This is a genomic window from Alteromonas sp. ISO5, from assembly GCF_058105165.1.
This window is the reverse complement of record NZ_CM176572.1, coordinates 4,249,678-4,270,267: the sequence shown is the minus strand read 5'-3', so window position 1 is coordinate 4,270,267 and position 20,590 is coordinate 4,249,678. Positions and strand designations below refer to the sequence as shown.

General features: G+C 47.8%; 22 protein-coding genes, 1 tRNA gene and 2 pseudogenes. 18 read left to right on the top strand and 7 right to left on the bottom strand.

All coding sequences use genetic code 11. From position 1 onward, the window contains the following. Positions 1 to 95 precede the first annotated feature (95 nt). From serC to pyrF, 8 genes are all read left to right on the top strand, one after another. Complete coding sequence (gene serC / locus AC2T0J_RS19125; RefSeq protein WP_489807336.1) at positions 96 to 1,181, top strand: 3-phosphoserine/phosphohydroxythreonine transaminase; 1,086 nt, start codon at positions 96 to 98, stop codon at positions 1,179 to 1,181. Beyond that, positions 1,178 to 2,467 carry a 3-phosphoshikimate 1-carboxyvinyltransferase gene (gene aroA / locus AC2T0J_RS19120; protein WP_489807335.1) on the top strand — a complete coding sequence of 430 codons (1,290 nt, stop codon included), beginning with the start codon at positions 1,178 to 1,180 and terminating at the stop codon, positions 2,465 to 2,467. The genes serC and aroA overlap by 4 nt, the downstream gene beginning before the upstream one ends. A 179-nt stretch (positions 2,468 to 2,646) precedes the next feature. Continuing rightward, positions 2,647 to 3,318: a (d)CMP kinase gene (cmk, locus tag AC2T0J_RS19115; RefSeq protein WP_489807334.1), complete on the top strand. Its 672-nt coding sequence runs from the start codon at positions 2,647 to 2,649 to the stop codon at positions 3,316 to 3,318. A gap of 116 nt (positions 3,319 to 3,434) precedes the next feature. Then, complete coding sequence (gene rpsA, locus AC2T0J_RS19110) at positions 3,435 to 5,105, top strand: 30S ribosomal protein S1 (protein WP_489807333.1); 1,671 nt, start codon at positions 3,435 to 3,437, stop codon at positions 5,103 to 5,105. A gap of 86 nt (positions 5,106 to 5,191) precedes the next feature. Then, entirely contained in the window at positions 5,192 to 5,479 is a 288-nt protein-coding gene (ihfB, locus tag AC2T0J_RS19105) for an integration host factor subunit beta (protein ID WP_273640274.1), read from the top strand. A 122-nt stretch (positions 5,480 to 5,601) separates the two neighbouring features. Then, positions 5,602 to 5,856 carry a lipopolysaccharide assembly protein LapA domain-containing protein gene (locus AC2T0J_RS19100; RefSeq protein WP_489807332.1) on the top strand — a complete coding sequence of 85 codons (255 nt, stop codon included), beginning with the start codon at positions 5,602 to 5,604 and terminating at the stop codon, positions 5,854 to 5,856. A gap of 5 nt (positions 5,857 to 5,861) precedes the next feature. Further along, the gene (gene lapB / locus AC2T0J_RS19095) at positions 5,862 to 7,022 is read left to right on the top strand and encodes a lipopolysaccharide assembly protein LapB (RefSeq protein ID WP_489807331.1); all 1,161 of its coding nucleotides are present in this window, start codon (positions 5,862 to 5,864) and stop codon (positions 7,020 to 7,022) included. Continuing rightward, positions 7,022 to 7,726 carry an orotidine-5'-phosphate decarboxylase gene (pyrF, locus tag AC2T0J_RS19090; protein ID WP_489807330.1) on the top strand — a complete coding sequence of 235 codons (705 nt, stop codon included), beginning with the start codon at positions 7,022 to 7,024 and terminating at the stop codon, positions 7,724 to 7,726. Before lapB ends, pyrF begins: the two co-directional genes overlap by 1 nt. Before the next feature lie 92 nt (positions 7,727 to 7,818). Here the strand turns inward: pyrF and ald are convergent, their stop codons facing one another. Further along, positions 7,819 to 8,946, bottom strand: coding sequence for an alanine dehydrogenase (gene ald / locus AC2T0J_RS19085; RefSeq protein WP_489807329.1), 1,128 nt, complete (start codon positions 8,944 to 8,946; stop codon positions 7,819 to 7,821). Positions 8,947 to 9,079: 133 nt separating this feature from the next. Here ald and lrp point away from each other — a divergent pair, with 133 nt between their 5' ends. From lrp to serS, 6 genes are all read left to right on the top strand, one after another. Continuing rightward, a complete protein-coding gene (gene lrp / locus AC2T0J_RS19080; protein ID WP_105935280.1) occupies positions 9,080 to 9,565 on the top strand; it encodes a leucine-responsive transcriptional regulator Lrp in 486 nt (161 codons plus the stop codon). A gap of 118 nt (positions 9,566 to 9,683) precedes the next feature. Further along, positions 9,684 to 12,212 (top strand): DNA translocase FtsK, encoded by a 2,529-nt coding sequence (locus tag AC2T0J_RS19075; protein WP_489807328.1) that lies wholly within the window; start codon positions 9,684 to 9,686, stop codon positions 12,210 to 12,212. Positions 12,213 to 12,225: 13 nt separating this feature from the next. Next, positions 12,226 to 12,840: an outer membrane lipoprotein periplasmic chaperone LolA gene (gene lolA, locus AC2T0J_RS19070; RefSeq protein WP_489807327.1), complete on the top strand. Its 615-nt coding sequence runs from the start codon at positions 12,226 to 12,228 to the stop codon at positions 12,838 to 12,840. Then, positions 12,837 to 14,153, top strand: a complete 1,317-nt coding sequence (locus AC2T0J_RS19065) for a replication-associated recombination protein A (RefSeq protein WP_489807326.1) — start codon at positions 12,837 to 12,839, stop codon at positions 14,151 to 14,153. The genes lolA and AC2T0J_RS19065 overlap by 4 nt, the downstream gene beginning before the upstream one ends. Further along, positions 14,153 to 14,536 (top strand): fluoride efflux transporter CrcB, encoded by a 384-nt coding sequence (gene crcB, locus AC2T0J_RS19060; RefSeq protein WP_489807325.1) that lies wholly within the window; start codon positions 14,153 to 14,155, stop codon positions 14,534 to 14,536. Before AC2T0J_RS19065 ends, crcB begins: the two co-directional genes overlap by 1 nt. Positions 14,537 to 14,546: 10 nt before the next feature. Further along, complete coding sequence (serS, locus tag AC2T0J_RS19055; RefSeq protein ID WP_489807324.1) at positions 14,547 to 15,836, top strand: serine--tRNA ligase; 1,290 nt, start codon at positions 14,547 to 14,549, stop codon at positions 15,834 to 15,836. 41 nt (positions 15,837 to 15,877) lie between these two features. Here the strand turns inward: serS and AC2T0J_RS19050 are convergent, their stop codons facing one another. Genes AC2T0J_RS19050 through AC2T0J_RS19030 form a run of 5 tightly spaced genes read right to left on the bottom strand, consistent with a single transcriptional unit; the run spans position 15,878 to position 17,951 of the window. Then, positions 15,878 to 16,222, bottom strand: a complete 345-nt coding sequence (locus AC2T0J_RS19050) for a TusE/DsrC/DsvC family sulfur relay protein (RefSeq protein ID WP_489807323.1) — start codon at positions 16,220 to 16,222, stop codon at positions 15,878 to 15,880. Beyond that, positions 16,219 to 16,482, bottom strand: a complete 264-nt coding sequence (locus AC2T0J_RS19045; RefSeq protein WP_489807322.1) for a hypothetical protein — start codon at positions 16,480 to 16,482, stop codon at positions 16,219 to 16,221. Before AC2T0J_RS19045 ends, AC2T0J_RS19050 begins: the two co-directional genes overlap by 4 nt. Next, entirely contained in the window at positions 16,482 to 16,841 is a 360-nt protein-coding gene (locus tag AC2T0J_RS19040; RefSeq protein ID WP_489807321.1) for a DsrE family protein, read from the bottom strand. Before AC2T0J_RS19040 ends, AC2T0J_RS19045 begins: the two co-directional genes overlap by 1 nt. Beyond that, on the bottom strand, positions 16,842 to 17,231 hold the full coding sequence (gene tusD, locus AC2T0J_RS19035; protein WP_489807320.1) for a sulfurtransferase complex subunit TusD: 390 nt from the start codon (positions 17,229 to 17,231) through the stop codon (positions 16,842 to 16,844). Positions 17,232 to 17,282: 51 nt separating this feature from the next. Then, positions 17,283 to 17,951: a Bax inhibitor-1/YccA family protein gene (locus AC2T0J_RS19030; RefSeq protein ID WP_489807319.1), complete on the bottom strand. Its 669-nt coding sequence runs from the start codon at positions 17,949 to 17,951 to the stop codon at positions 17,283 to 17,285. 242 nt (positions 17,952 to 18,193) lie between these two features. Between AC2T0J_RS19030 and AC2T0J_RS19025 the strand changes: the two genes are divergently transcribed. The 4 genes and pseudogenes from AC2T0J_RS19025 to tnpA all read left to right on the top strand — a co-directional run. Then, positions 18,194 to 18,285 (top strand) — tRNA-Ser (locus AC2T0J_RS19025). Between the two features lie 155 nt (positions 18,286 to 18,440). Beyond that, a pseudogene (locus AC2T0J_RS19020) lies at positions 18,441 to 18,584 on the top strand (transposase); the annotation flags it as partial. A 102-nt stretch (positions 18,585 to 18,686) separates the two neighbouring features. Next, positions 18,687 to 19,727: an IS630 family transposase gene (locus AC2T0J_RS19015; RefSeq protein WP_489807318.1), complete on the top strand. Its 1,041-nt coding sequence runs from the start codon at positions 18,687 to 18,689 to the stop codon at positions 19,725 to 19,727. Between the two features lie 10 nt (positions 19,728 to 19,737). Next, a pseudogene (tnpA, locus tag AC2T0J_RS19010) lies at positions 19,738 to 20,031 on the top strand (IS200/IS605 family transposase); the annotation flags it as partial. A gap of 409 nt (positions 20,032 to 20,440) precedes the next feature. On the opposite strand, the gene AC2T0J_RS19005 reads toward tnpA, so the two are convergent. Next, positions 20,441 to 20,587, bottom strand: coding sequence for a hypothetical protein (locus AC2T0J_RS19005; RefSeq protein ID WP_489807317.1), 147 nt, complete (start codon positions 20,585 to 20,587; stop codon positions 20,441 to 20,443). Between the last annotated feature and the right edge of the window lie 3 nt (positions 20,588 to 20,590).

Genomic DNA, 20,590 nt, shown 5'->3' with positions numbered 1-20,590 from the left:
AGTGCCGCTTGTTTTTTAGTGTATGAAAGCATTATTCCTCCAGTCGTAAGATTGCTGGTATGTAATAGTGCTTCCTGACAGTATTTAAGAAGCTCATGAAAAACGTATTCAATTTTAGTGCTGGCCCGGCCATGCTGCCGACCGCAGTGATGGCGCAGGCACAACAGGAATTTATTAACTGGCGTGACAGTGGCTGCTCGGTGATGGAAGTGAGTCATCGCGGTGCAGACTTTATCGAAATTGCCGCTACGGCCGAACAGGATCTGCGCGATCTGATGAACGTGCCGGAAAACTATAAGGTCCTGTTTCTGCAAGGCGGCGGGCGCGGGCAGTTTGCTGCGGTTCCGCTAAATATTTCAAATCAGGATGATATCTCTCTGCATTTGGTGAGTGGCTCTTGGTCTAAAGGCGCGGTAGCAGAAGCGTCAAAGTATAATAATGCCAAAGTGATTGGCGAGGTCGTCGATCATAACGGTTATCAGTTTATGCCGAAGCCAGCAGCTGCCGACATCGACCAACGCGCGGCTTATCTGCATTTTTGCCCGAATGAAACCGTAGATGGTATTGCCTACAAGTGGTTGCCGGAGGCCGGTGATGTGCCTTTGGTCGCAGATATGTCGTCGAATATTTTGTCTGGGCCGGTGGATGTGAGCAAATACGGTATTATCTATGCCGGTGCGCAGAAGAACATTGGTCCGTCTGGCTTATCTGTAGTGATTGTACGTGAAGATTTGGTAGGCAAGGCCCGCCAGAGCACGCCGTCGATTTTCGATTACGCACTGATGGCCAAAAATGACTCCATGTATAACACACCGCCTACCTTTTCTTGGTATCTGGCGGGGCTGGTATTTAAATGGCTCAAAGCACAGGGTGGTGTAGAAGCTATGGCCAGCCTCAATCAGCACAAAGCGGATACACTGTATAAAGCCATTGATGATTCGTCGTTTTACCGAAACAACGTGCATCCGGAAAACCGCTCGATTATGAACGTACCTTTCCATCTGGCCGATCCGGCGCTGGATAAAGTGTTCCTGGAAAAATCCAAAGAAGCCGGTTTAATGTCCCTTAAAGGTCACCGCTCAGTAGGGGGGATGCGTGCCAGCATTTATAATGCTATGTCTATTGAAGGGGTAGAAGCCCTGGTAAGCTTTATGAAGGACTTCGAGGAGCATCACGCATGAGTGCAGAGCAGTTAACGTTACAGCCGGTCAAAAAAATCGACGGTACCGTCAACGTGCCGGGCTCAAAAAGTCTGTCTAACCGGGCCTTATTACTGGCGGCGTTGGCAAAGGGCGAAACCCGCCTGACTAACCTGCTCGACAGTGACGACATCCGCCATATGCTCGATGCGCTCAAATTACTGGGTGTTGAGTACAGTCTGAGCAAAGATAAAACAGCGTGTAAAGTCACTGGTTTGGGCGGTGCTTTTGCTGTTGAAAAACCACTAAGTCTGTTTTTGGGGAATGCCGGTACCGCGATGCGCCCTTTATGCGCTGCGCTGGCCGCTTCTGATGTGACCGTTGAACTTACCGGTGAACCTCGTATGGAAGAACGTCCCATAGGCGACCTGGTTGATGCGTTACGGGAAGCGGGTGCAGATATTGAGTATTTAAAAAATGCCGGTTATCCGCCGCTTAAAATTAACGGCAGCCAGTTGACGGGTGGTGAACTGTCGGTAGATGGCAGTGTATCCAGCCAGTTTTTGACTGCGCTGTTAATGGCGGCGCCGTTATTCGCTGAAGATACGACAATCTCGATTAAAGGCGAGTTGGTCTCCAAGCCGTACATCGACATTACTTTGGATACCATGGCCAAATTTGGTGTATCGGTAGAGAACCAGGATTATCAGCGTTTTGTGATTAAAGCGGGTCAGCAGTATGTAGCGCCTGAAACCTTTATGGTGGAAGGGGATGCTTCATCCGCCTCTTACTTTCTGGCGGCTGGCGCTATTAAAGGTGGTACCGTTAAAGTAACGGGCATTGGCAAGCAAAGCATACAGGGCGACATTCGTTTTGCTGATGTGCTGGAAGCTATGGGCGCGAAAGTGGAATGGTTTGACGACAGTATCGTTATTCATGGTGCGCCGCTTAAAGGGATAGACATGGATATGAACCACATTCCTGATGCAGCCATGACGATTGCTACTACCGCGTTATTTGCTGAAGGTGAAACCTGTATCCGCAACATTTATAACTGGCGTGTAAAAGAAACCGACCGGTTATTAGCAATGGCCACGGAGCTGCGCAAGCTTGGTGTGGAAGTAGAAGAGGGGCACGATTATATTCGGGTAACGCCAGGCGCTACATTACAACATGCAGCCATTGATACCTATAATGATCACCGTATTGCCATGTGTTTTTCACTGGTATCCTTAAGTGATACGCCGGTTACAATTAACGATCCCGGTTGTACAGCCAAAACTTTCCCCGATTATTTCACCCGGTTTGCCACTATCTGTCATCGTTAAGACAGATTTAACCTCTACTATCTAATGTGCTGGTCTGAGGGCCAGCACGCGTTAGTTACAGACTTAGGTATTATCCCGGGTATTTATTGACGTGTATCATTGCCTATTTGGCTTACACGGGTATAATTGCCGCCGTTTTCGAGTTCTTATTAACATTTTATTAAATAACTGGAGCAGGTATGCATCCAATACCCGTAGTAACGGTAGATGGTCCGAGTGGCGCAGGGAAAGGCACACTTAGCGCATTGATCGCTGAACAACTGGGTTGGCACCTTTTAGACAGTGGCGCAATTTATCGTGTTTTAGCCGTTGCTGCTATGCACCATGACCTACCGGTAGACGACGAAAGTTCAATTGTACCGTTGGCCTCAGGGCTTGATGTGAGCTTTGAAACTGACAACGACCAGCGCCGTGTGGTACTGGAAGGTGAAGACGTCACCGATGATATTCGCACCGAAGAAGTGGGCGCTGCCGCGTCCCAGATTGCTTCGCTGGCGCGGGTGCGTGAAGCACTTTTACGCCGTCAGCGTGCGTTTCAACAAACGCCAGGCCTGATTGCCGACGGTCGCGACATGGGTACCGTAGTGTTCCCTGATGCCAATGTAAAATTATTCCTGACCGCCAGCGCTGAAGCCCGCGCGGAGCGTCGCTATAATCAGTTGAAAGATAAAGGTCTGGATGTTAATATTGCGCGCCTTTTAACCGATATCAAAGCCCGGGATGATCGCGATGCGAATCGTTCTATTGCACCATTGGTACCGGCAGAAGACGCTGTAGTGATCGATTCAACAGATTTGGATATAAACCAAGTCTTTGAAAGTGCAATGGAAATAATCAATTCCAGGCTGTAAAGCCGGGGCAGGTTAACCATTGCAATCGTTGTCACAGGAGGTGACGACTTTGTTTAATAACCCCACGTTATCTGGATCGAAATGTGGATGTCAACCTAAGTTAATTACTAAATCATATGACTGAAAATTTTGCACAACTTTTTGAAGAGAGCTTACAAGAACTGGAAACTCGCCCTGGTTCAATTGTAAAGGGTACTGTAGTTTCAATTGATAAAGACATCGTTCTTGTTGACGCTGGTCTCAAATCAGAAAGTGCTATCCCAGCTGAACAATTTAAAAATGCCGAAGGCGAATTAGAAATCGCGATCGGTGACGAAGTCGACGTAGCGCTAGACGCAGTAGAAGACGGCTTTGGTGAAACTATCCTGTCTCGTGAAAAAGCTAAGCGTCACGAAGCATGGGTTGAGCTGGAAAAAGCTTACGACGATAAAGCCACTATCAAGGGCGTTATCAATGGTAAAGTTAAAGGCGGTTTCACTGTTGAAGTTAACAGTGTTCGCGCGTTCCTGCCAGGTTCACTGGTTGACGTACGTCCGGTACGTGACACGACTCACCTGGAAGGCAAAGAGCTTGAGTTTAAAGTAATCAAGTTAGACGCCAAGCGCAACAACGTTGTTGTTTCTCGTCGTGCTGTTATCGAAGCTGAAAGCAGTGCAGAGCGTGAAACGCTGCTGGCTAACCTGGAAGAAGGCCACGAAGTTAAAGGTATCGTTAAGAACCTGACCGACTACGGTGCGTTCGTCGATCTGGGCGGTGTTGACGGCCTGCTGCACATCACTGACATGGCTTGGAAGCGCGTTAAGCACCCAAGTGAAATCGTAAATGTTGGTGACGAAATCAACGTTAAAGTGCTTAAGTTCGACAAAGAAAAGCAACGTGTATCTCTGGGCATGAAGCAAATGGGCAACGATCCATGGCAAGAAATTGCACAGCGTTACCCGGAAGGCACCAGGATCACTGGCCAGGTAACTAACCTGACTGACTACGGTTGTTTCGTAGAGATTGAAGACGGTGTTGAAGGTCTGGTTCACGTTTCTGAAATGGATTGGACTAACAAGAACATCCACCCATCTAAAGTTGTTAACCTGGGTGATTCTGTGGAAGTTATGGTTCTTGAAATCGACGAAGAGCGTCGTCGTATTTCTCTGGGTCTTAAGCAGTGCATCGATAACCCTTGGGAAACTTTCGCTAAGTCACACGAAAAAGGTGACAAAGTGTCTGGTAAGATCAAGTCAATCACTGATTTCGGTATCTTCATCGGACTTGATGGCGGCATCGACGGTTTGGTTCACCTGTCTGACATTTCATGGAACAAGTCTGGTGAAGACGCGGTTCGTGACTATAAGAAAGGCGACGAAATCTCAGCGGTTGTTCTGCAAGTCGACCCAGAGCGTGAGCGTATTTCTTTAGGCGTTAAGCAAATCGAAGAAGATCCGTTCAACAAGTATCTGACAGATACCAAGAAAGGTGCTATCGTTACTGGTACAGTTACAGCAGTTGATGCCAAAGGCGTTACTGTAAACCTGGCTGAAGAAGTTGACGGTTACATTCGTGTAGCTGATCTTTCTCGCGACCGTATCGAAGATGCGTCAGAAGTGGCTAACGTTGGCGACAGCATCGAAGCGAAGTACACCGGTGTAGACCGTAAGAACCGCATCGTAAACCTGTCTGTTAAAGCGAAAGACCAGGCTGACGAGAAAGAAGCAATCGATAAAGTGAACCAGCAAGACGACGCTGGCTTTGCGAATGCGATGGCTGAAGCTTTCAAAGCAGCAAAAGGCGAATAAGCTTTTTGATACATCAGGTATACGGTAAATGCCGTATACCTGTTGATGTGGCTGTTTGATGGATTGAATGACAAAGAGGTTTACACATGACCAAGTCTGAATTAATTGAGCGGCTCGCTGATCAGGCACGCCATATCCCGGCAAAGGAATTAGAAACAGCTATCAAAGAAATGTTGGAACAGATGGCGCAAACCTTACAAAAAGGTGACCGTATCGAAATCCGCGGATTTGGTAGTTTTTCTTTGCATTACCGCGCACCTCGTGTGGGTCGTAACCCTAAAACCGGTGAAACGGTGGAGCTGGACGGCAAGTACGTTCCGCACTTTAAGCCTGGTAAAGAGCTACGTGACCGGGTGAATGATTCAATTGCCTGATGAATATCTGCACAGATAAAAATAAAAAGCACTGTTAACAGTGCTTTTTTTGTATGTGAATGCTGTAACACTACCCACATTTTGCTATCCTGATTTTAATTTCTTCATTTAGGATTACACTTTTGAAAGGCTTGGCATTTTTACTCTGCATTATTGCGATTCTGGTACTGGCGATTGCCGTTGGTTCTCAAAATGATGCTGTAATATCAGTGAATTACCTGATTGCTAAGGCTGATATGACCGTCGCATCTCTGATTGCCATTGCATTAGGGCTAGGCGTTGTCGTAGGTGTTTTGGCTATTCTGAGTAGCTGGCTTACGCTCAGGGTTAAGCTAATGCGGGCACAGGCTAAGCTTAACAAACTACAGAAAGAATAAGCACTATGCTGGAGTTGTTATTCTTACTGCTGCCGGTAGCTGCCGGTTATGGTTACATAATGGGCCGAAACAGTGTTCGTCAGGCGCAGCGTAAACAATCCAGTATCCTTTCTAAACACTATTTTCGTGGTTTAAATTTCCTGCTTTCCGATCAGCCCGACAGGGCCGTGGATACGCTAATTAAAATGATTAACGTGAACAGCGATACGGTAGAAACACATATCGCCATGGGGAATTTTTACCGCCAGCGCGGCGAAATAGACCGCGCCATTCGCGTACATCAGAATTTGGTAAGCCGCGACGAAATACAGTCTAGCCAACGTGAATTAGCGTTGAAAGAGCTGGGCAGGGACTACATGCAGGCGGGGTTCCTGGAGCGTGCAGAAGGCGCATTTGTGAGCCTGCTTAACTCTGATAAGCATTTCGAATTTGCGCAGCAGCAACTGTTTGCCATATATCAAACTACCAAAGAGTGGGGCCGCGCTATCGAGCTGGCCGAAAAGATGCTGGCCGAGAACGACAGCATTCGTAGTAAGCTAGCCCATTTCTATTGTGAACAGGCGCAGCTTGAACTGGATAATGAAGACATACCAGCCGCACTATCTGTGTTACAAAAAGCTGTGAATGTGGATGAACAAGCCGTCAGGCCCTGGTTAATGCTGGGTGAAGTCACCTTCGATCAGGGGCGATTAAAAGAGGCTGGTGAATACTTAGTACAGGTCGCCAATCGCGATAAAAACTGGTTTATCGAAGCGGTGCCGCTGCTTGAACAGATTGCCAGTGAAACCGGTGACTGGCAGAAATTTGAAAGACTGCTAAACGATAACTGGGTACAAAGTGCTACCTTGTACCTTGCTATGGTGGATGTGTTCTCTAATAAAGGAGAAGTGCAATACGCGGCCGACTATTTATTTGAACAACTGCAGAAAACGCCGACCATGCGTGGCTTTCATCGCTTGATGCAGTTGTACTGTGAGTTAAGTGATGATGCAAATGCCAAGGCGACCTACCAGCAGTTAAGACAGCTGGTTGCCAAGCAAATTGAACAGCGCCCGAGATACCGATGTAAAAGCTGTGGTTTTTCCGGTCGCAAATTATATTGGCTATGCCCATCCTGCAAAAAGTGGGGGGTTGTTAATCCCATTAGAGGTCTAGACGGAGAGTAATGAGAATGAACCAAGCAGCCCGTGTGATAGTCGCATTGGATTTCGATGACGTCGATAAAGCCATGGACCTGGTAAGCCAGTTGGATCCCAGTGTCTGTAAGCTAAAAGTCGGCAAAGAAATGTTTACCCTGTTTGGGCCGGAATTTGTCAAATCCCTCATCGCTAAAGGGTTTGATATTTTTCTGGATCTTAAATTTCATGATATTCCAAACACCGTGGCTAAAGCCTGTAAAGCAGCGGCTGAGATGGGCGTGTGGATGGTAAACGTCCATGCCAGCGGTGGTAAGGAAATGATGATGGCAGCTAAAAAGGCCATTGCCGAATCATCACATCCGCAAACCAAACTGATTGCTGTTACTGTGTTGACCAGCATGGATCAGACGCAGTTAAACGATGTAGTTCCTGAAGTGACACCGGCAGAGCAGGTTAAAAAGCTAGCGCAATTAACCGCAGACAGCGGCCTGGATGGTGTGGTGTGTTCCGCTAAGGAAGCCGTAATGTTGCGCGAAACGCATAATGACAAGTTTCTGTTAGTAACACCGGGGATACGTCCGGTGGGTGCAGATGTAGGCGACCAAAAGCGTGTTATGACCCCCGTCGATGCTATCGACGCCGGTGTCAGCTATCTGGTGATGGGACGGCCAATTACGCAAGCAAAAAAACCACTAGCCGTGTTGCAGGCTGTTAATCAGAGCCTGTTGTAATCGCTCAAATAAAATAAAGGGGTCAGAGTTAATTAATGCTAATTTAATGTACTCTGACCCCTTTATTTGTTTAGTTGAATGACTCTTGTTTTCTAGGCGAGGGCATCCATGGCCGGGGTGTACTGAATTGCTAACTGATCGCCCAGCGCTTCAACCACAGCTTTATAGGTAACTTTACCTTCGTGAACGTTCAGGCCATTTAACAGGTGGATGTCTTCTAACATCGCCTGCTTAGGCCCTTTATTAGCTAATGCCAGACCAAATGGCAGGGTAGCATTGTTGAGTGCCATGGTAGAAGTACGGGCAACGCCGCCAGGCATGTTAGCTACGCAGTAGTGCACTACACTGTCTACGATATACACAGGATCCTGGTGAGTGGTGGCTTTGGATGTAGCAAAACAGCCGCCCTGGTCAATAGCCACATCTACGACTACAGAACCCTTTTTCATATTGGCAATATGTTGCTCATTAAGCAGTTTAGGGGCAGTAGCCCCCGGGATAAGTACTGCTCCTACTACCAGATCAGCAGAAGCTGAATAATGCTCAATGGCATCAACGGTAGAATAAACAGTTTTCACCTGACCATTAAAAATATCATCCAACTGGCGTAAACGAGGAAGTGAACGGTCCAGAATAGTGACATCAGCACCAAGGCCCAGAGCCATTTTAGCCGCCTGGGTACCAACCACACCGCCACCTATAACCAGCACTTTACCCGGCGCAACACCCGGGACGCCACCAAGCAGGGTGCCGCTGCCACCGTGAGCTTTTTCGAGGTAATGGGCACCGGCCTGAACCGACATTCTGCCCGCTACTTCACTCATTGGTGCCAGTAATGGCAGGCCGCCACGAGCATCGGTCACGGTTTCGTAGGCAATACAGGTTGCGCCGGATTCAATCAGTAACTCAGTCTGAGTTGGATCGGGAGCCAGGTGCAGATACGTATACAGGGTCTGACCACGGCTCAGTTGTTTACATTCCTGAGGCTGTGGTTCTTTTACCTTAACGATCATTTCCGCTTCGGCAAACACTTGTTCGGCGCTAGCAGCGATACTGGCGCCAGCTTCCACATACATTTCATCGGTAAAACCAATGGCTGTGCCGGCATTGGCCTCAACCATTACCTTGTGACCATGAGTCACAAACTCTTTCACCGCTGCCGGCGTTAAGCCGACACGATACTCGTGGTTTTTAATTTCTTTTGGTACACCAACTAACATAGTTATCTCTGCCTGTTTAAATTGTTGAGTTGCTAATGATGCTAGTATATCTAAAGGTTTTAAAATATATCTGCTGTAGTTTTTCTATTGCCAGTGTAATATTCTTCATAAAGGCCTGTCTGGAGAATTTAATATGTTAGTAAAAACACCAAAACACCTCGACAGAATAGACCGCAACATTCTTTCCATGCTGCAAAAAGACGGTCGGATTTCTAACGTTGAGCTGGCAAAACAGGTGGGGTTAAGCCCAAGTCCCTGCTTGGAAAGGGTAAAGCGATTAGAAACCCAGGGTTATATAAAAGGCTATCACGCGCACCTGGACCCACACCAGTTGGGGGCCGCTATGCTGGTGTTTGTGGAAATCACCTTAACCAAAACCTCGGTGGATATTTTTGCCGAATTTTCAGCTGCGGTTCAGCAGCACGATGATATACAAGAGTGTCACCTGGTTTCGGGTAACTTTGATTTCCTGTTAAAAGCCCGGGTAGCCGATATGTCGAGCTACCGTAAATTGTTGGGTGATACCTTATTGCGGTTGCCCGGTGTAAGTGCGTCAAGAACTTACGTGGTAATGGAAGAAGTTAAAAGTACCAATAGCCTGCGAATTAATACAAAATAAGGTCTGGATGGTATGATAAACTTTTGGGTCACCCGCTTCTGGGACCCGGGTGCGTGCGCAAATATAAAACCAATGACCGGCGTATTAATAACACCGGCAAAGAGAGATAGTTAGGGATATGGTGCGACTTTCTGGCGTTCAACGCATATGGGAGACAGGTATTATTATTGCCTGTGCTCTGGCGTTTTTTTTATTATTGGCGTTAGCCTCCTTTCACCCCGGTGATCCGGGTTGGAGTCAGGCTGGCCTGCAGAACGATGTCCATAACTGGGTTGGCCCTACAGGGGCCTGGACAGCCGATCTGTTCTTCTTTACCTTTGGCTATTTAGCCTATGCCACACCGTTTTGTTGTGCGTTTATTGGCTGGTTTATTTTCCATAATATCAAAACCTGGCGGGAGCTGGATTACCTGACGATTGGTTTGCGCCTGATTGGCGCAATGTTGATAGTGCTTGGCCTTACCGGCATCTTCAGTATTAATTTTGACGACTTGTTCAGCTTTACGGCCGGCGGCCTGATTGGTGATGTGATCAGTTCGGCGCTGATCCCTTACTTCAATGTAGCAGGCACAGTGCTGCTGTTGTTGTGTTTCTGCTGTGTTGGGTTTACCTTGCTGACCGGCATTTCCTGGTTACTGATCGTTGATAAGCTCGGTGAAAGTACCCTGTGGATAGGCCGTAAATCGATTGCTGCGCCGCAAAAACTGCTAGCGCTGAATATGCCAACCTTGTCGTTACCGAATAAATCGGCCAGTAAAGACAAAGATAAAGACAACGATGAGCTGAACATTACCAGTCTGCGGGCCGAGCCTCCCTCGGAAAACGTGGCTGAGAAAACGCCACCTAAGCAAAATACATCGGTTAAACCGGAACGCAGCGAACCGACATTCTCAATTCCCGATGAAATTTTCGCTACGGATGACGATGAAGATGACGATTTACCGCCCTTTATTGTGGATACAGACGATGGGGCAGGGGAGTCCTTCACAACAGACGAGCCTCTCGTAGCCACTGAGTCACCAATGGAGTCAGCGTCGGCGCAGGAGCCGAAAAAAGCGCCCTCAGCGGTGCCGGCACCGCCGCAACAACCGGCTGCCAGGGGAGCGAAACAAATCAGACCGCCACGCAGTGAGTCGGATGGTGATGAAGACATCGGCCCGATGCCATCGTTTGAATTGCTCGACCGGCCGGATAAAAAAGAAAACCCCATCACCCAGGAAGAACTGGATATTGTGTCCCGTTTGGTGGAAGAAAAGCTGGCAAACTTTAATATTGATGCGGCCGTGGTCGGGGTTTACCCCGGCCCGGTGATCACCCGCTTTGAAATCGACCTGGCCCCGGGTGTGAAGGTAAGCAAAATCACCAGCCTATCGAAAGATTTAGCACGGGAAATGTCGGCCACCTCAGTCCGCGTGGTTGAGGTGATCCCCGGTAAGTCGGTTATTGGTCTCGAATTGCCCAATAAAAAGCGTGAAATGGTGCGCATGAGTGAAGTAATTGAATGCGAAGCGTTTCAATCGAATGCGTCGGCACTTACCATGGTGCTGGGCGCGGATATAAGTGGCGATCCGGTCGTGGTGGACCTGGCTAAAATGCCACACTTACTGGTAGCAGGTACCACTGGCTCGGGTAAATCGGTTGGGGTTAACGTGATGATCCTGAGCTTGTTATACAAGTCGACTCCAGAAGATGTGCGTATGATCATGATTGACCCCAAAATGCTTGAATTGTCGGTGTATGAAGGGATCCCGCATCTGTTGGCCGAGGTGGTCACTGATATGAAAGAAGCCGCCAACGCCCTGCGTTGGTGCGTAGGGGAAATGGAACGTCGATACAAGCTGATGTCCGCATTGGGCGTACGTAACCTTAAGGGGTATAACACCAAAATCAAGCAGGCTATTGAAGCGGGCGAGCCTATTAAAGATCCACTGTGGCGCACCGAAGACAGTATGCTTGAAGAAGCTCCGGATCTGGAAAAACTGCCCTCCATTGTAGTGGTGGTTGACGAATTTGCCGACATGATGATGATTGTGGGCAAGAAGGTGGAAGAACTCATTGCCCGGATTGCACAAAAAGCACGGGCCGCAGGTATTCATCTGGTGCTGGCCACCCAGCGCCCGTCGGTAGATGTTATTACCGGTTTGATTAAAGCTAACATTCCGACACGAATTGCTTTTCAGGTGTCGAGTAAAATTGACTCGCGCACCATTCTTGACCAGCAAGGCGCGGAAACATTGTTGGGCATGGGTGATATGCTGTATTTACCGCCGGGCAGTCCGGTACCCACCCGCGTGCACGGTGCATTTGTGGATGACCACGAGGTGCACGCCGTAGTTGCCGACTGGAAAAAGCGGGGTGAACCGGAGTACGTTGATGAGATCCTTAATCCCGAGTCCACGGCTGAAGTGCTGTTACCGGGTGAGCAACCCGAAGGTGGCGATCAGGAAGTGGATGCATTTTACGATGAAGCCGTGGCGTTTGTGACTGAAACCCGCCGCGCTTCGGTTTCCAGTGTTCAGCGTAAATTCCGTATTGGTTATAACCGCGCAGCGCGGTTGGTTGAACAAATGGAACAAAGTGGTGTCGTTACCCCTGCGGGTCACAACGGTAACCGTGAAGTGTTGGCACCACCGGCACCGAGAGACTAACAGGAAGTCGATTATGAAATCATTGTTTAGCGGAGCGTTAGTGGCTCTGTCATTTTTCTCTGTATCTGCGCTGGCTGATGATGCTGAAGCGTTAAAAACAAAGTTAGCCGGGCTGAACTCCTTCAAGGCTGCATTTACTCAGTCGGTTACCGATGAAAAGGGTGAAGTCGTCCATGAAGCTACTGGCAATCTAACTATGGCTCGGCCGGATAAGCTTCGCTGGGAAACCCTGTCGCCGGATGAAACGGTACTGATAGCCGATGGGACGACCGTATGGCATATCGATGAGTGGGTAGAGCAGGTCACGGTAATGTCGCAGGCACAAGCGATTGATAATAACCCAATGGTGCTGCTCACCAGTAACGACGATGCTACCTGGGAACAATATACGGTTAATGCTACCCAACCCAACACCTTTTCCGTTGCGGCAAAGGCTGAGGGCGGTCAGATCCGTACGCTGAGTTTAAGTTTTGATGATAAAGGCCTGGCAAACCTGGTTATGCTCGACAGTCAGGGCCAGCAAAGCGCCATTACTTTTAGTCAGCGCGAATTTAACACGCCGATTTTTCCTTCGGCCTTTATCGCTGACGTGCCGGAAAGCTTTATGGTAGATGATCAGCGCCCATGAGTTTGTTTAGTCAGCAAACCTACGCGCCGCTGGCGGCCCGCATGCGGCCGGTTACTTTGGATGAATACGTAGGCCAGAGTCACCTGGTGGGGCCCGGGAAACCGTTGCGCAAAATGCTCGAATCGTCCCATTGTCATTCCATGGTCTTATGGGGCCCGCCGGGAACCGGTAAAACTACTATGGCAGAGCTGATTGCGGTTTATACCAATGCACAGGTAATTAAGCTTTCGGCGGTAACCTCCGGGGTTAAAGAAATACGCGCTGCTATGGATCAAGCTGAGCAGAATAAATCCATGGGCGAGCGCACGCTGCTGTTTGTAGATGAAGTACATCGTTTTAATAAATCGCAGCAGGATGCCTTCTTACCCTTTGTGGAATCCGGGGTGGTAACCTTTGTTGGGGCTACTACTGAAAATCCGTCTTTCGAACTTAACAATGCATTGTTATCCCGGGTACGGGTGTATATGCTTAAAGGCATTGATGACGAAGCCCTCGACGCTCTGCTCGACCGGGCTTTGGCAGATACCGAGCGCGGACTCGGCGAGCGCAACCTTACCTTGGCCGACGATGCCAGACATGCGTTGATTGGTTTATCCGGCGGCGACGGACGACGATTATTAACCTACCTTGAACTGGCCAGTGACTTTACCAATGAATCACAGATAAGCCTAAGTGATGTTGAGCAGGCGGTGGGTGAAAAGGTCGCCAGTTATGATAAACAGGGCGATACATTTTACGATCTGATTTCAGCGTTCCATAAGTCCGTACGGGGTTCTGATCCCGATGCTGCTCTGTATTGGTACGCGAGAATATTAAACGGGGGCGGTGATGCACTTTACGTTGCACGCCGTCTTCTGGCAATATCTTCTGAGGACATCGGCAATGCTGACCCACGAGCCATGCAGTTGTGTGTGAATGCCTGGGATGTGTATCATCGTGTAGGGCCTGCAGAGGGTGAACGTGCTATTGCCCAGGCGGCAGTATATTGTGCGCTGGCAGCTAAAAGTAACGCAGTTTGCATGGCCTTTAGTCAGGCTAAGCAGGATGCACGGGATAAGCCCGATTACCCTGTGCCCGTGCATTTGCGCAATGCGCCTACAAAGTTACTCAAGGAAATGGGGCATGGAGCAGAATACCGCTATGCCCATAATGAACCGAATGCGTTTGCCGCCGGGGAATGCTATTTACCCCCGGAAATAGCCGCTACCCGTTATTACGAACCTACGGAGCGCGGCCTGGAAAAGCAGCTTAAAGCCAAACGAGAATACCTCGACCAGTTAAATAACCAAAGCCAACAAAAACGGAACGGCTAATGTCACATACGCTTTCTATTTACCTGTTTATCGCAACTGGCGGCGCCGTTGGCGCCTGCTTGCGCTTTTTCTGTACCAGTTTAGTGGATTCCTGGTTTGGAAAAGCGTTGCCCTTTGGTACACTTGCGGTCAATATTATCGGCTCGTTTTTACTGGCCGTATTGTATGGGTTTATAGAACGTGGAGAATTAGCTGAGCAGCCATACCGGGCATTGATTGGTGTGGGGCTGTTAGGTGCCCTGACAACGTTTTCCACCTTTACTATCGAAACCCTTACCCTGCTTGAAAACGGGTTATGGATAAAGGCCCTGGCCAATATTTTATTGAATGTGTGTGCCTGCCTGCTTGCAGCATGGCTGGCAGTGGAATTAACCAAAGGATAAAGAAAAGAACATGTTAGATCCAAAGTGTTTGCGAACCGACATTGAAGCAACGGCAGTGCGCCTGGCCAGCCGTGGTTATAAGCTTGATGTTGACGCTTTTAATGCCCTGGAAGAAAAACGTAAGGCATTACAAATCAAAACCCAAGATTTGCAAAATGAACGCAACACGCGAAGTAAATCCATTGGTAAAGCCAAAGCACAGGGCGAAGATATTGCCCCATTACTGGCAGAAGTCTCTGATCTGGGAGACAAGCTGGAAGCCGCTAAAACCGAGTTAGACGAAGTGCTGGCAGCAGTCACCGCACTGATGCAAGGCATTCCCAACCTGCCACACGAGAGTGTACCGGTAGGTAAAGATGAAGATGAAAACGTTGAAATCAGCACCTGGGGCGACATCCCAAGCTTTGATTTCGAAGTGAAAGATCATGTGGACATTGCCGATGGCCTGAATAAAGGTATCGATTTTGAAGCGTCGGTTAAAATTACCGGCAGCCGTTTTGTAGTCATGCGTGATAAATTTGCCCGCTTGCACCGTGCTCTTGCGCAGTTCATGCTGGATACGCATACTGCGGAGCACGGCTATACCGAAATGTATGTGCCGTATCTGGTTAATGCAGACAGCCTTTATGGCACAGGTCAGCTACCTAAGTTTGGTGAGGATTTATTCCACACCCAGCCAGCCACAGAAGAGGGGCAGGGTCTGTCTTTGATCCCCACTGCTGAGGTGCCGCTAACCAATCTGGCGCGCGACGAAATTTTTGCAGCCAAAGACCTGCCGATTAAAATGACTGCGCACACACCTTGTTTCCGTAGTGAAGCTGGCAGCTATGGTCGTGATACCCGCGGCCTGATCCGCCAACACCAGTTTGATAAAGTTGAAATGGTTCAGCTGGTAAAACCGGAAGACAGCTTTAACGCACTGGAAGAACTTACCGGTCACGCCGAAGTGATCCTGCAAAAGCTGGGGCTGGCTTATCGTAAGGTATTGCTGTGTACCGGTGATATGGGCTTTGGTTCATGCAAAACCTACGATTTAGAAGTATGGTTACCCGCACAGAATACTTACCGTGAAATTTCATCCTGCTCTAACATGCTGGACTTCCAGGCACGCCGTATGCAAGCCCGTTTCCGTAACCCGGAAACCAACAAGCCTGAATTGCTGCATACCCTGAATGGTTCTGGCTTAGCCGTGGGACGTACCCTGGTTGCTATCTTAGAGAACTATCAGCAAGCTGATGGCTCGGTAAAAATCCCGGAAGTGTTGGTAAGTTATATGGGTGGCGTAACCGAAATTAAGTAACCGTTACTGAATGGACAAGGCCGCTAAGTTTGCGGCCTTTTTTATAAGCATTTCTTTGGTTTCGGCAAACCGGCCAGCTTTGTGGCCTGTTTGGCTGGGCCTTTGGGGAACAGACGTTGCAGATAGCGACTGTTGCCTTTTTCCGGCCCGTATTTGGCTGCCATCGCCTTTACCAGTGCGCGTATGGCCGGGCTTGTTTCATATTCCAGATAGAACTCCCGGACAAACAACACCACCTCCCAGTGAGCCTCGGTAAGCTCAATACCTTCCTGCTCGGCTAAGAACGGCACCATGTCCTGCTGCCACTGCCGGTAATCAAGAAGGTAGCCAAGTTTATCAGTAGGGTATAATTGCCCCTGCCATTCAAACTGAAAGTTGTCACTCATGGTAAGATGTTAATCCATTGCTGGTGTTGTTGATGAAGCTGGCAGAGTTTAACCGATGACACGGTAGTTTCCACCACAACGCCTCGTTCTGCACAATCCGTCTCCATTGCCATCAATGGTAACTTAGGGTAAGCACGGCGCAGCGCATTAAACGCATAAACACCGTCACCGCAACACACTACCAAATCAGTCGCTGTAAGACCGTTTAATAAAGCCTGCGTGCTGCTATCAAGATGAAACGAAGCATAACGTACAATCATTAAAAAGTTACCGTATGATCAGATTGCGTTAAGAGCTGATGCAATGCAGTCGCATCGAGTAATTCTAACTCTGCCTCTTCAATACCTAAATCGGCAACAGTTAGCTGCAGTGCGGTTAACGACGCCTGACAAACGTATACTGGCTCAATATCGTAGAAAGGTAATACTCGTGCTTGCTTTAATTGATTCTTGCGTTCTACCGGTTGTTGGTTTGCTAATAACTGCAGTACACCTTTACCGCTGAATACGACATTACAATCATGACCGTAATTGGTTGAGGCCAGCGCAAACTCAATACCATCTGCTGCCAATTGAGTAGCATAGGGGGCCTGGGTTAATAATACAGTGATAGTCGCCATTTAAAATTGCACCAGTTTTGTCGAGTTATGCAATAACGTAAAGAATTCGCCTAAGCCCACCTGTTTAAAAGGCTCAAATAAATTGTATTGAGCTAAACCCGCTTGTTCGGCCTGTTCGGCGTCCACTATACCCCGTTTACTGGCGGCACCCACACAAACTAATAATGGAATCGCATGCTCTGCAGCCAGGGTTTGCCAGGTTTTTGGGAGATCTATTTCACTGGAAGATGGATCCATAAGGCCGTTGGCATGATAGACACCGCCCTGGTAAAAGAACAGCTGATCGATAACCTGGCCTTGGTCGATTGCAGCTCGGCAAAAGGCCACGGCATCCAAACAGGCGGTTAATGACTCCGGGGAACTGGTGATTAACACTGATATTCGTTGCATAAAACAAAAACACCCCTTAACGGGGTGTTTTCTCATAACCGAAAGAGACGATTAGTCGTCGCCACCAAAGGCACCTAATAACTGAAGTAAAGATACAAACAGGTTATAGATGTTCAGGTACAGGCCAATCGTTGCACGGATATAGTTGGTTTCACCACCGTTAATAATGCGGCTGGTATCAAACAAAATGAAACCGGACATCAGAAACACGATAGCGGCGTTAATCGCTAAGTGAACGGCCGGGACTGAGAAAAAGATATTCGCAATTGCGGCAACAATTACCACCATCATACCTACAAACAGGAAACCGCCCATGAAAGAGAAGTCCTTCTTGGTGGTTAGTACATAAGCCGAAAGCGCAAAGAAAATTAATGCGGTACCGCCTAGCGCCTGTGCTATCAGGGCAGGGCCGCCGGGAATGGATGCATAGAAGCTAAGCATGTACCCTAGTGAGCCGCCGAGTAAGCCGGTAAACGCGAAGATCCAGAAAATACCGGATGACGAATCCGCTTTTTTATTCACAACAAACATGGTGATAAATGCACCGATTGTCATGATCAGAGACGTCATAGGTGAGATGCCAATAGCCATTGTGATACCAGCACACACGGCACTGAATAATAGTGTCATGGCTAACAGCATGTATGTATTACGTAAAACCTTATTGGTTTCTAAAACCGAAGGCCTTGATGCACTAGTATACACCGAACGATTATCCATTGTTTCCTCCAATAGGATAGGCAAATTTAAACAAAACCATAATACGCTATAGTTTAGTGCATTTGTATGGCTTTTAGTTCCGTTTTTCAATAGGTAAAAGCTATCACAGATAGGATTTAATGGTTTTTTTGTTAGCAGAAGCGAAATAATCACATTTTTGTATAAAAGTCAGACAAACAAATCGTTTTTTAAAATTAACCCTTTACAGTCATAAAAATTTCATTAAGATTCGCATCACTTCAGGAGAGTTGGCAGAGTCCGGTTGAATGCACCTGACTTGAAATCAGGCGAAGGGTCAAACCTTCCGGGGGTTCGAATCCCTCACTCTCCGCCATATTAAAGAAACCCGCACATGTTGCGGGTTTTTTATTGCCCGTCTTAAACCACCTACTTCAGTAGGTGGTTATCATTCATGAGAGGGCTTTGCCCGTATACCCACCCATGTTAAATCTCCCTTTGATTTTTAGCGAAGTCAAAAAGGAAATTAGCATGAGTAGATACGAGAAAGCATCGCATGTGTTCTGGCGATGTCAATATCACATAGTGTGGACACCGAAATATCGGTTTAGGATTTTGAAAAATAAACTAGGGAAGGATGTCTATAGATGCATTCATGTTTATTGCGAGCAACTAAATAACTGTTCCTAAGTGTAGATCACCCCATAGGGGGAACTCAGTGTGATTTCTGCGATCAGATCAATCGCCAAAAAGAAATTACCGAGAACCACACTGAGCATGAACAGAATATCATTGATTGACCGGGCTGAGCGACGCCGTTTAGAGAAAATCGTTCAACATAGCAAGGACAAGCGCTTCAGTCGTCGAGCGAATGCAGTACTCTTGGTACACAAAGGGCAATCTCGAACTGATGTTGCCCAGTTGCTAAGCGCAGCTCGTTCATCAGTTAATCGCTGGTGTAAGTGGTATGAAGAATCAGGCATAGACGGTTTAAAAGATGCAGAACATGGCAAACCGGCTTATTTACCGGGTGACATTATAGTGCAGTTACTCTTCTTACTGATTCTATGGACACCACAAGACCTAGGTTATCAGCGTAGCCGATGGAGTTCGGAATTACTGGCGAAGGTAATTCATGAGAATACCGGGATCCGTGTACACAGCTCGACTTTACGACGGTGGATGCCAGAACTCGGTATTGTTTGGCGTAGAGCGGCGCCTACTTTGCGGATAAGAGACCCGCACAAAGAAGAGAAACTGGCAGCGATTAAAGCGGCGCTAGATAAATGTTCTGCAGAGCATCCGGTATTTTACGAGGATGAGGTGGATATCCATCTGAATCCCAAAATAGGTGCGGATTGGGGATTCAGAGGAAAGCAGCGGTTAGTGCCAACGCCGGGACAGAATGAAAAATACTATCTGGCCGGAGCGTTAAATACCGGCACAGGCAAAGTGCTTTACGTGGGTCGACACTCAAAATGCTCAGAGATATTTATCCGGCTAATGGAGCATTTAAGAAAAACGTACCGGAAGGCAAAAACCATCACGCTGATTGTAGACAATTACATTATTCATAAAAGCAAAAAGACGCAGGCATGGCTAAAGCAGAATCCCAAATTTACCTTGCTGTTCCAGCCAGTCTACAGCCCTTGGGTCAATAAAATTGAAAAGCTGTGGCATGCGTTGCATGAAACCGTAACTCGCAATCACAGGTGCACAGAAATGTGGGAGTTGCTGCAACGGGTACGGCGATTTATGGAGACCGCATCGCCATTCCCAGGAAACCAGCATGGATTGGCTAAGGTGAAGCAGAGTTAGGATCAATTATTTAGGTTGTATCGTTATGGAATTGAATGTCCAAATCGACCATGTTCACTTAGTTGTAAAGGTCCCGCCCAAGCTATCCATATCGAATTTGATGGGAGCGTTAAAGGGAAAAATAGCTTTAAAACTCATCAGTAAATATCCGCATTTAAGAAAGAATAAGATGTGGGGCAACCACTTTTGGCAGAGAGGCTACTTTGTTGACTCAGTTGGGATAAACGAAGAGATCATAAGACGATATGTTCGTCACCAAGAGAAGGTTGAAAGACAAGAGCAAGCTCAGCTAGCCCTTGAATAGAAGGCCCCCTTTTAGGGGGTTAACGCAAAGCCACCTTCTTTAGAAGGTGGATTCTTTACTGCCTTGATAAAACTGATGAACTCAACAATGAGGGTGAGAACCCCCGTTGGTTCGACAAAATGACAGGATTACCTTTTAGCATAGGTTTCTGACTGCGCTAGTTTTATTAACCACTTTGGGGCAAGTGCCGCCGACGGCACGAGTGAATCTCGCACTCTCTGTCATCTTCGTTACTTATACCATTCTCAACATTACTCGCAGCGGTGTTCAGTTATCGTAAACTCAGCAGTTTCGCCATCTTCCCCATAAATTATCAGTTGCTCGCCATTCAGCGTGAAACTGAAATGGCGCATCCAGTTTAATTTCCCCACTTTATTTAACTGGTAGCGCCCCAGAGGTTTTGGGCATTTCATAAAAAATAGTGATAAGCTTTTCCCATAGCGCCGGGATCGAAGGTATAGACATACACGGTATCTTTAGCAAATGTTTGTTCGCGGTACACATAGTCAGCCGGTAAGCTGAATACTCCGCGAAACATAATCCCCAGTAGCAACATTGG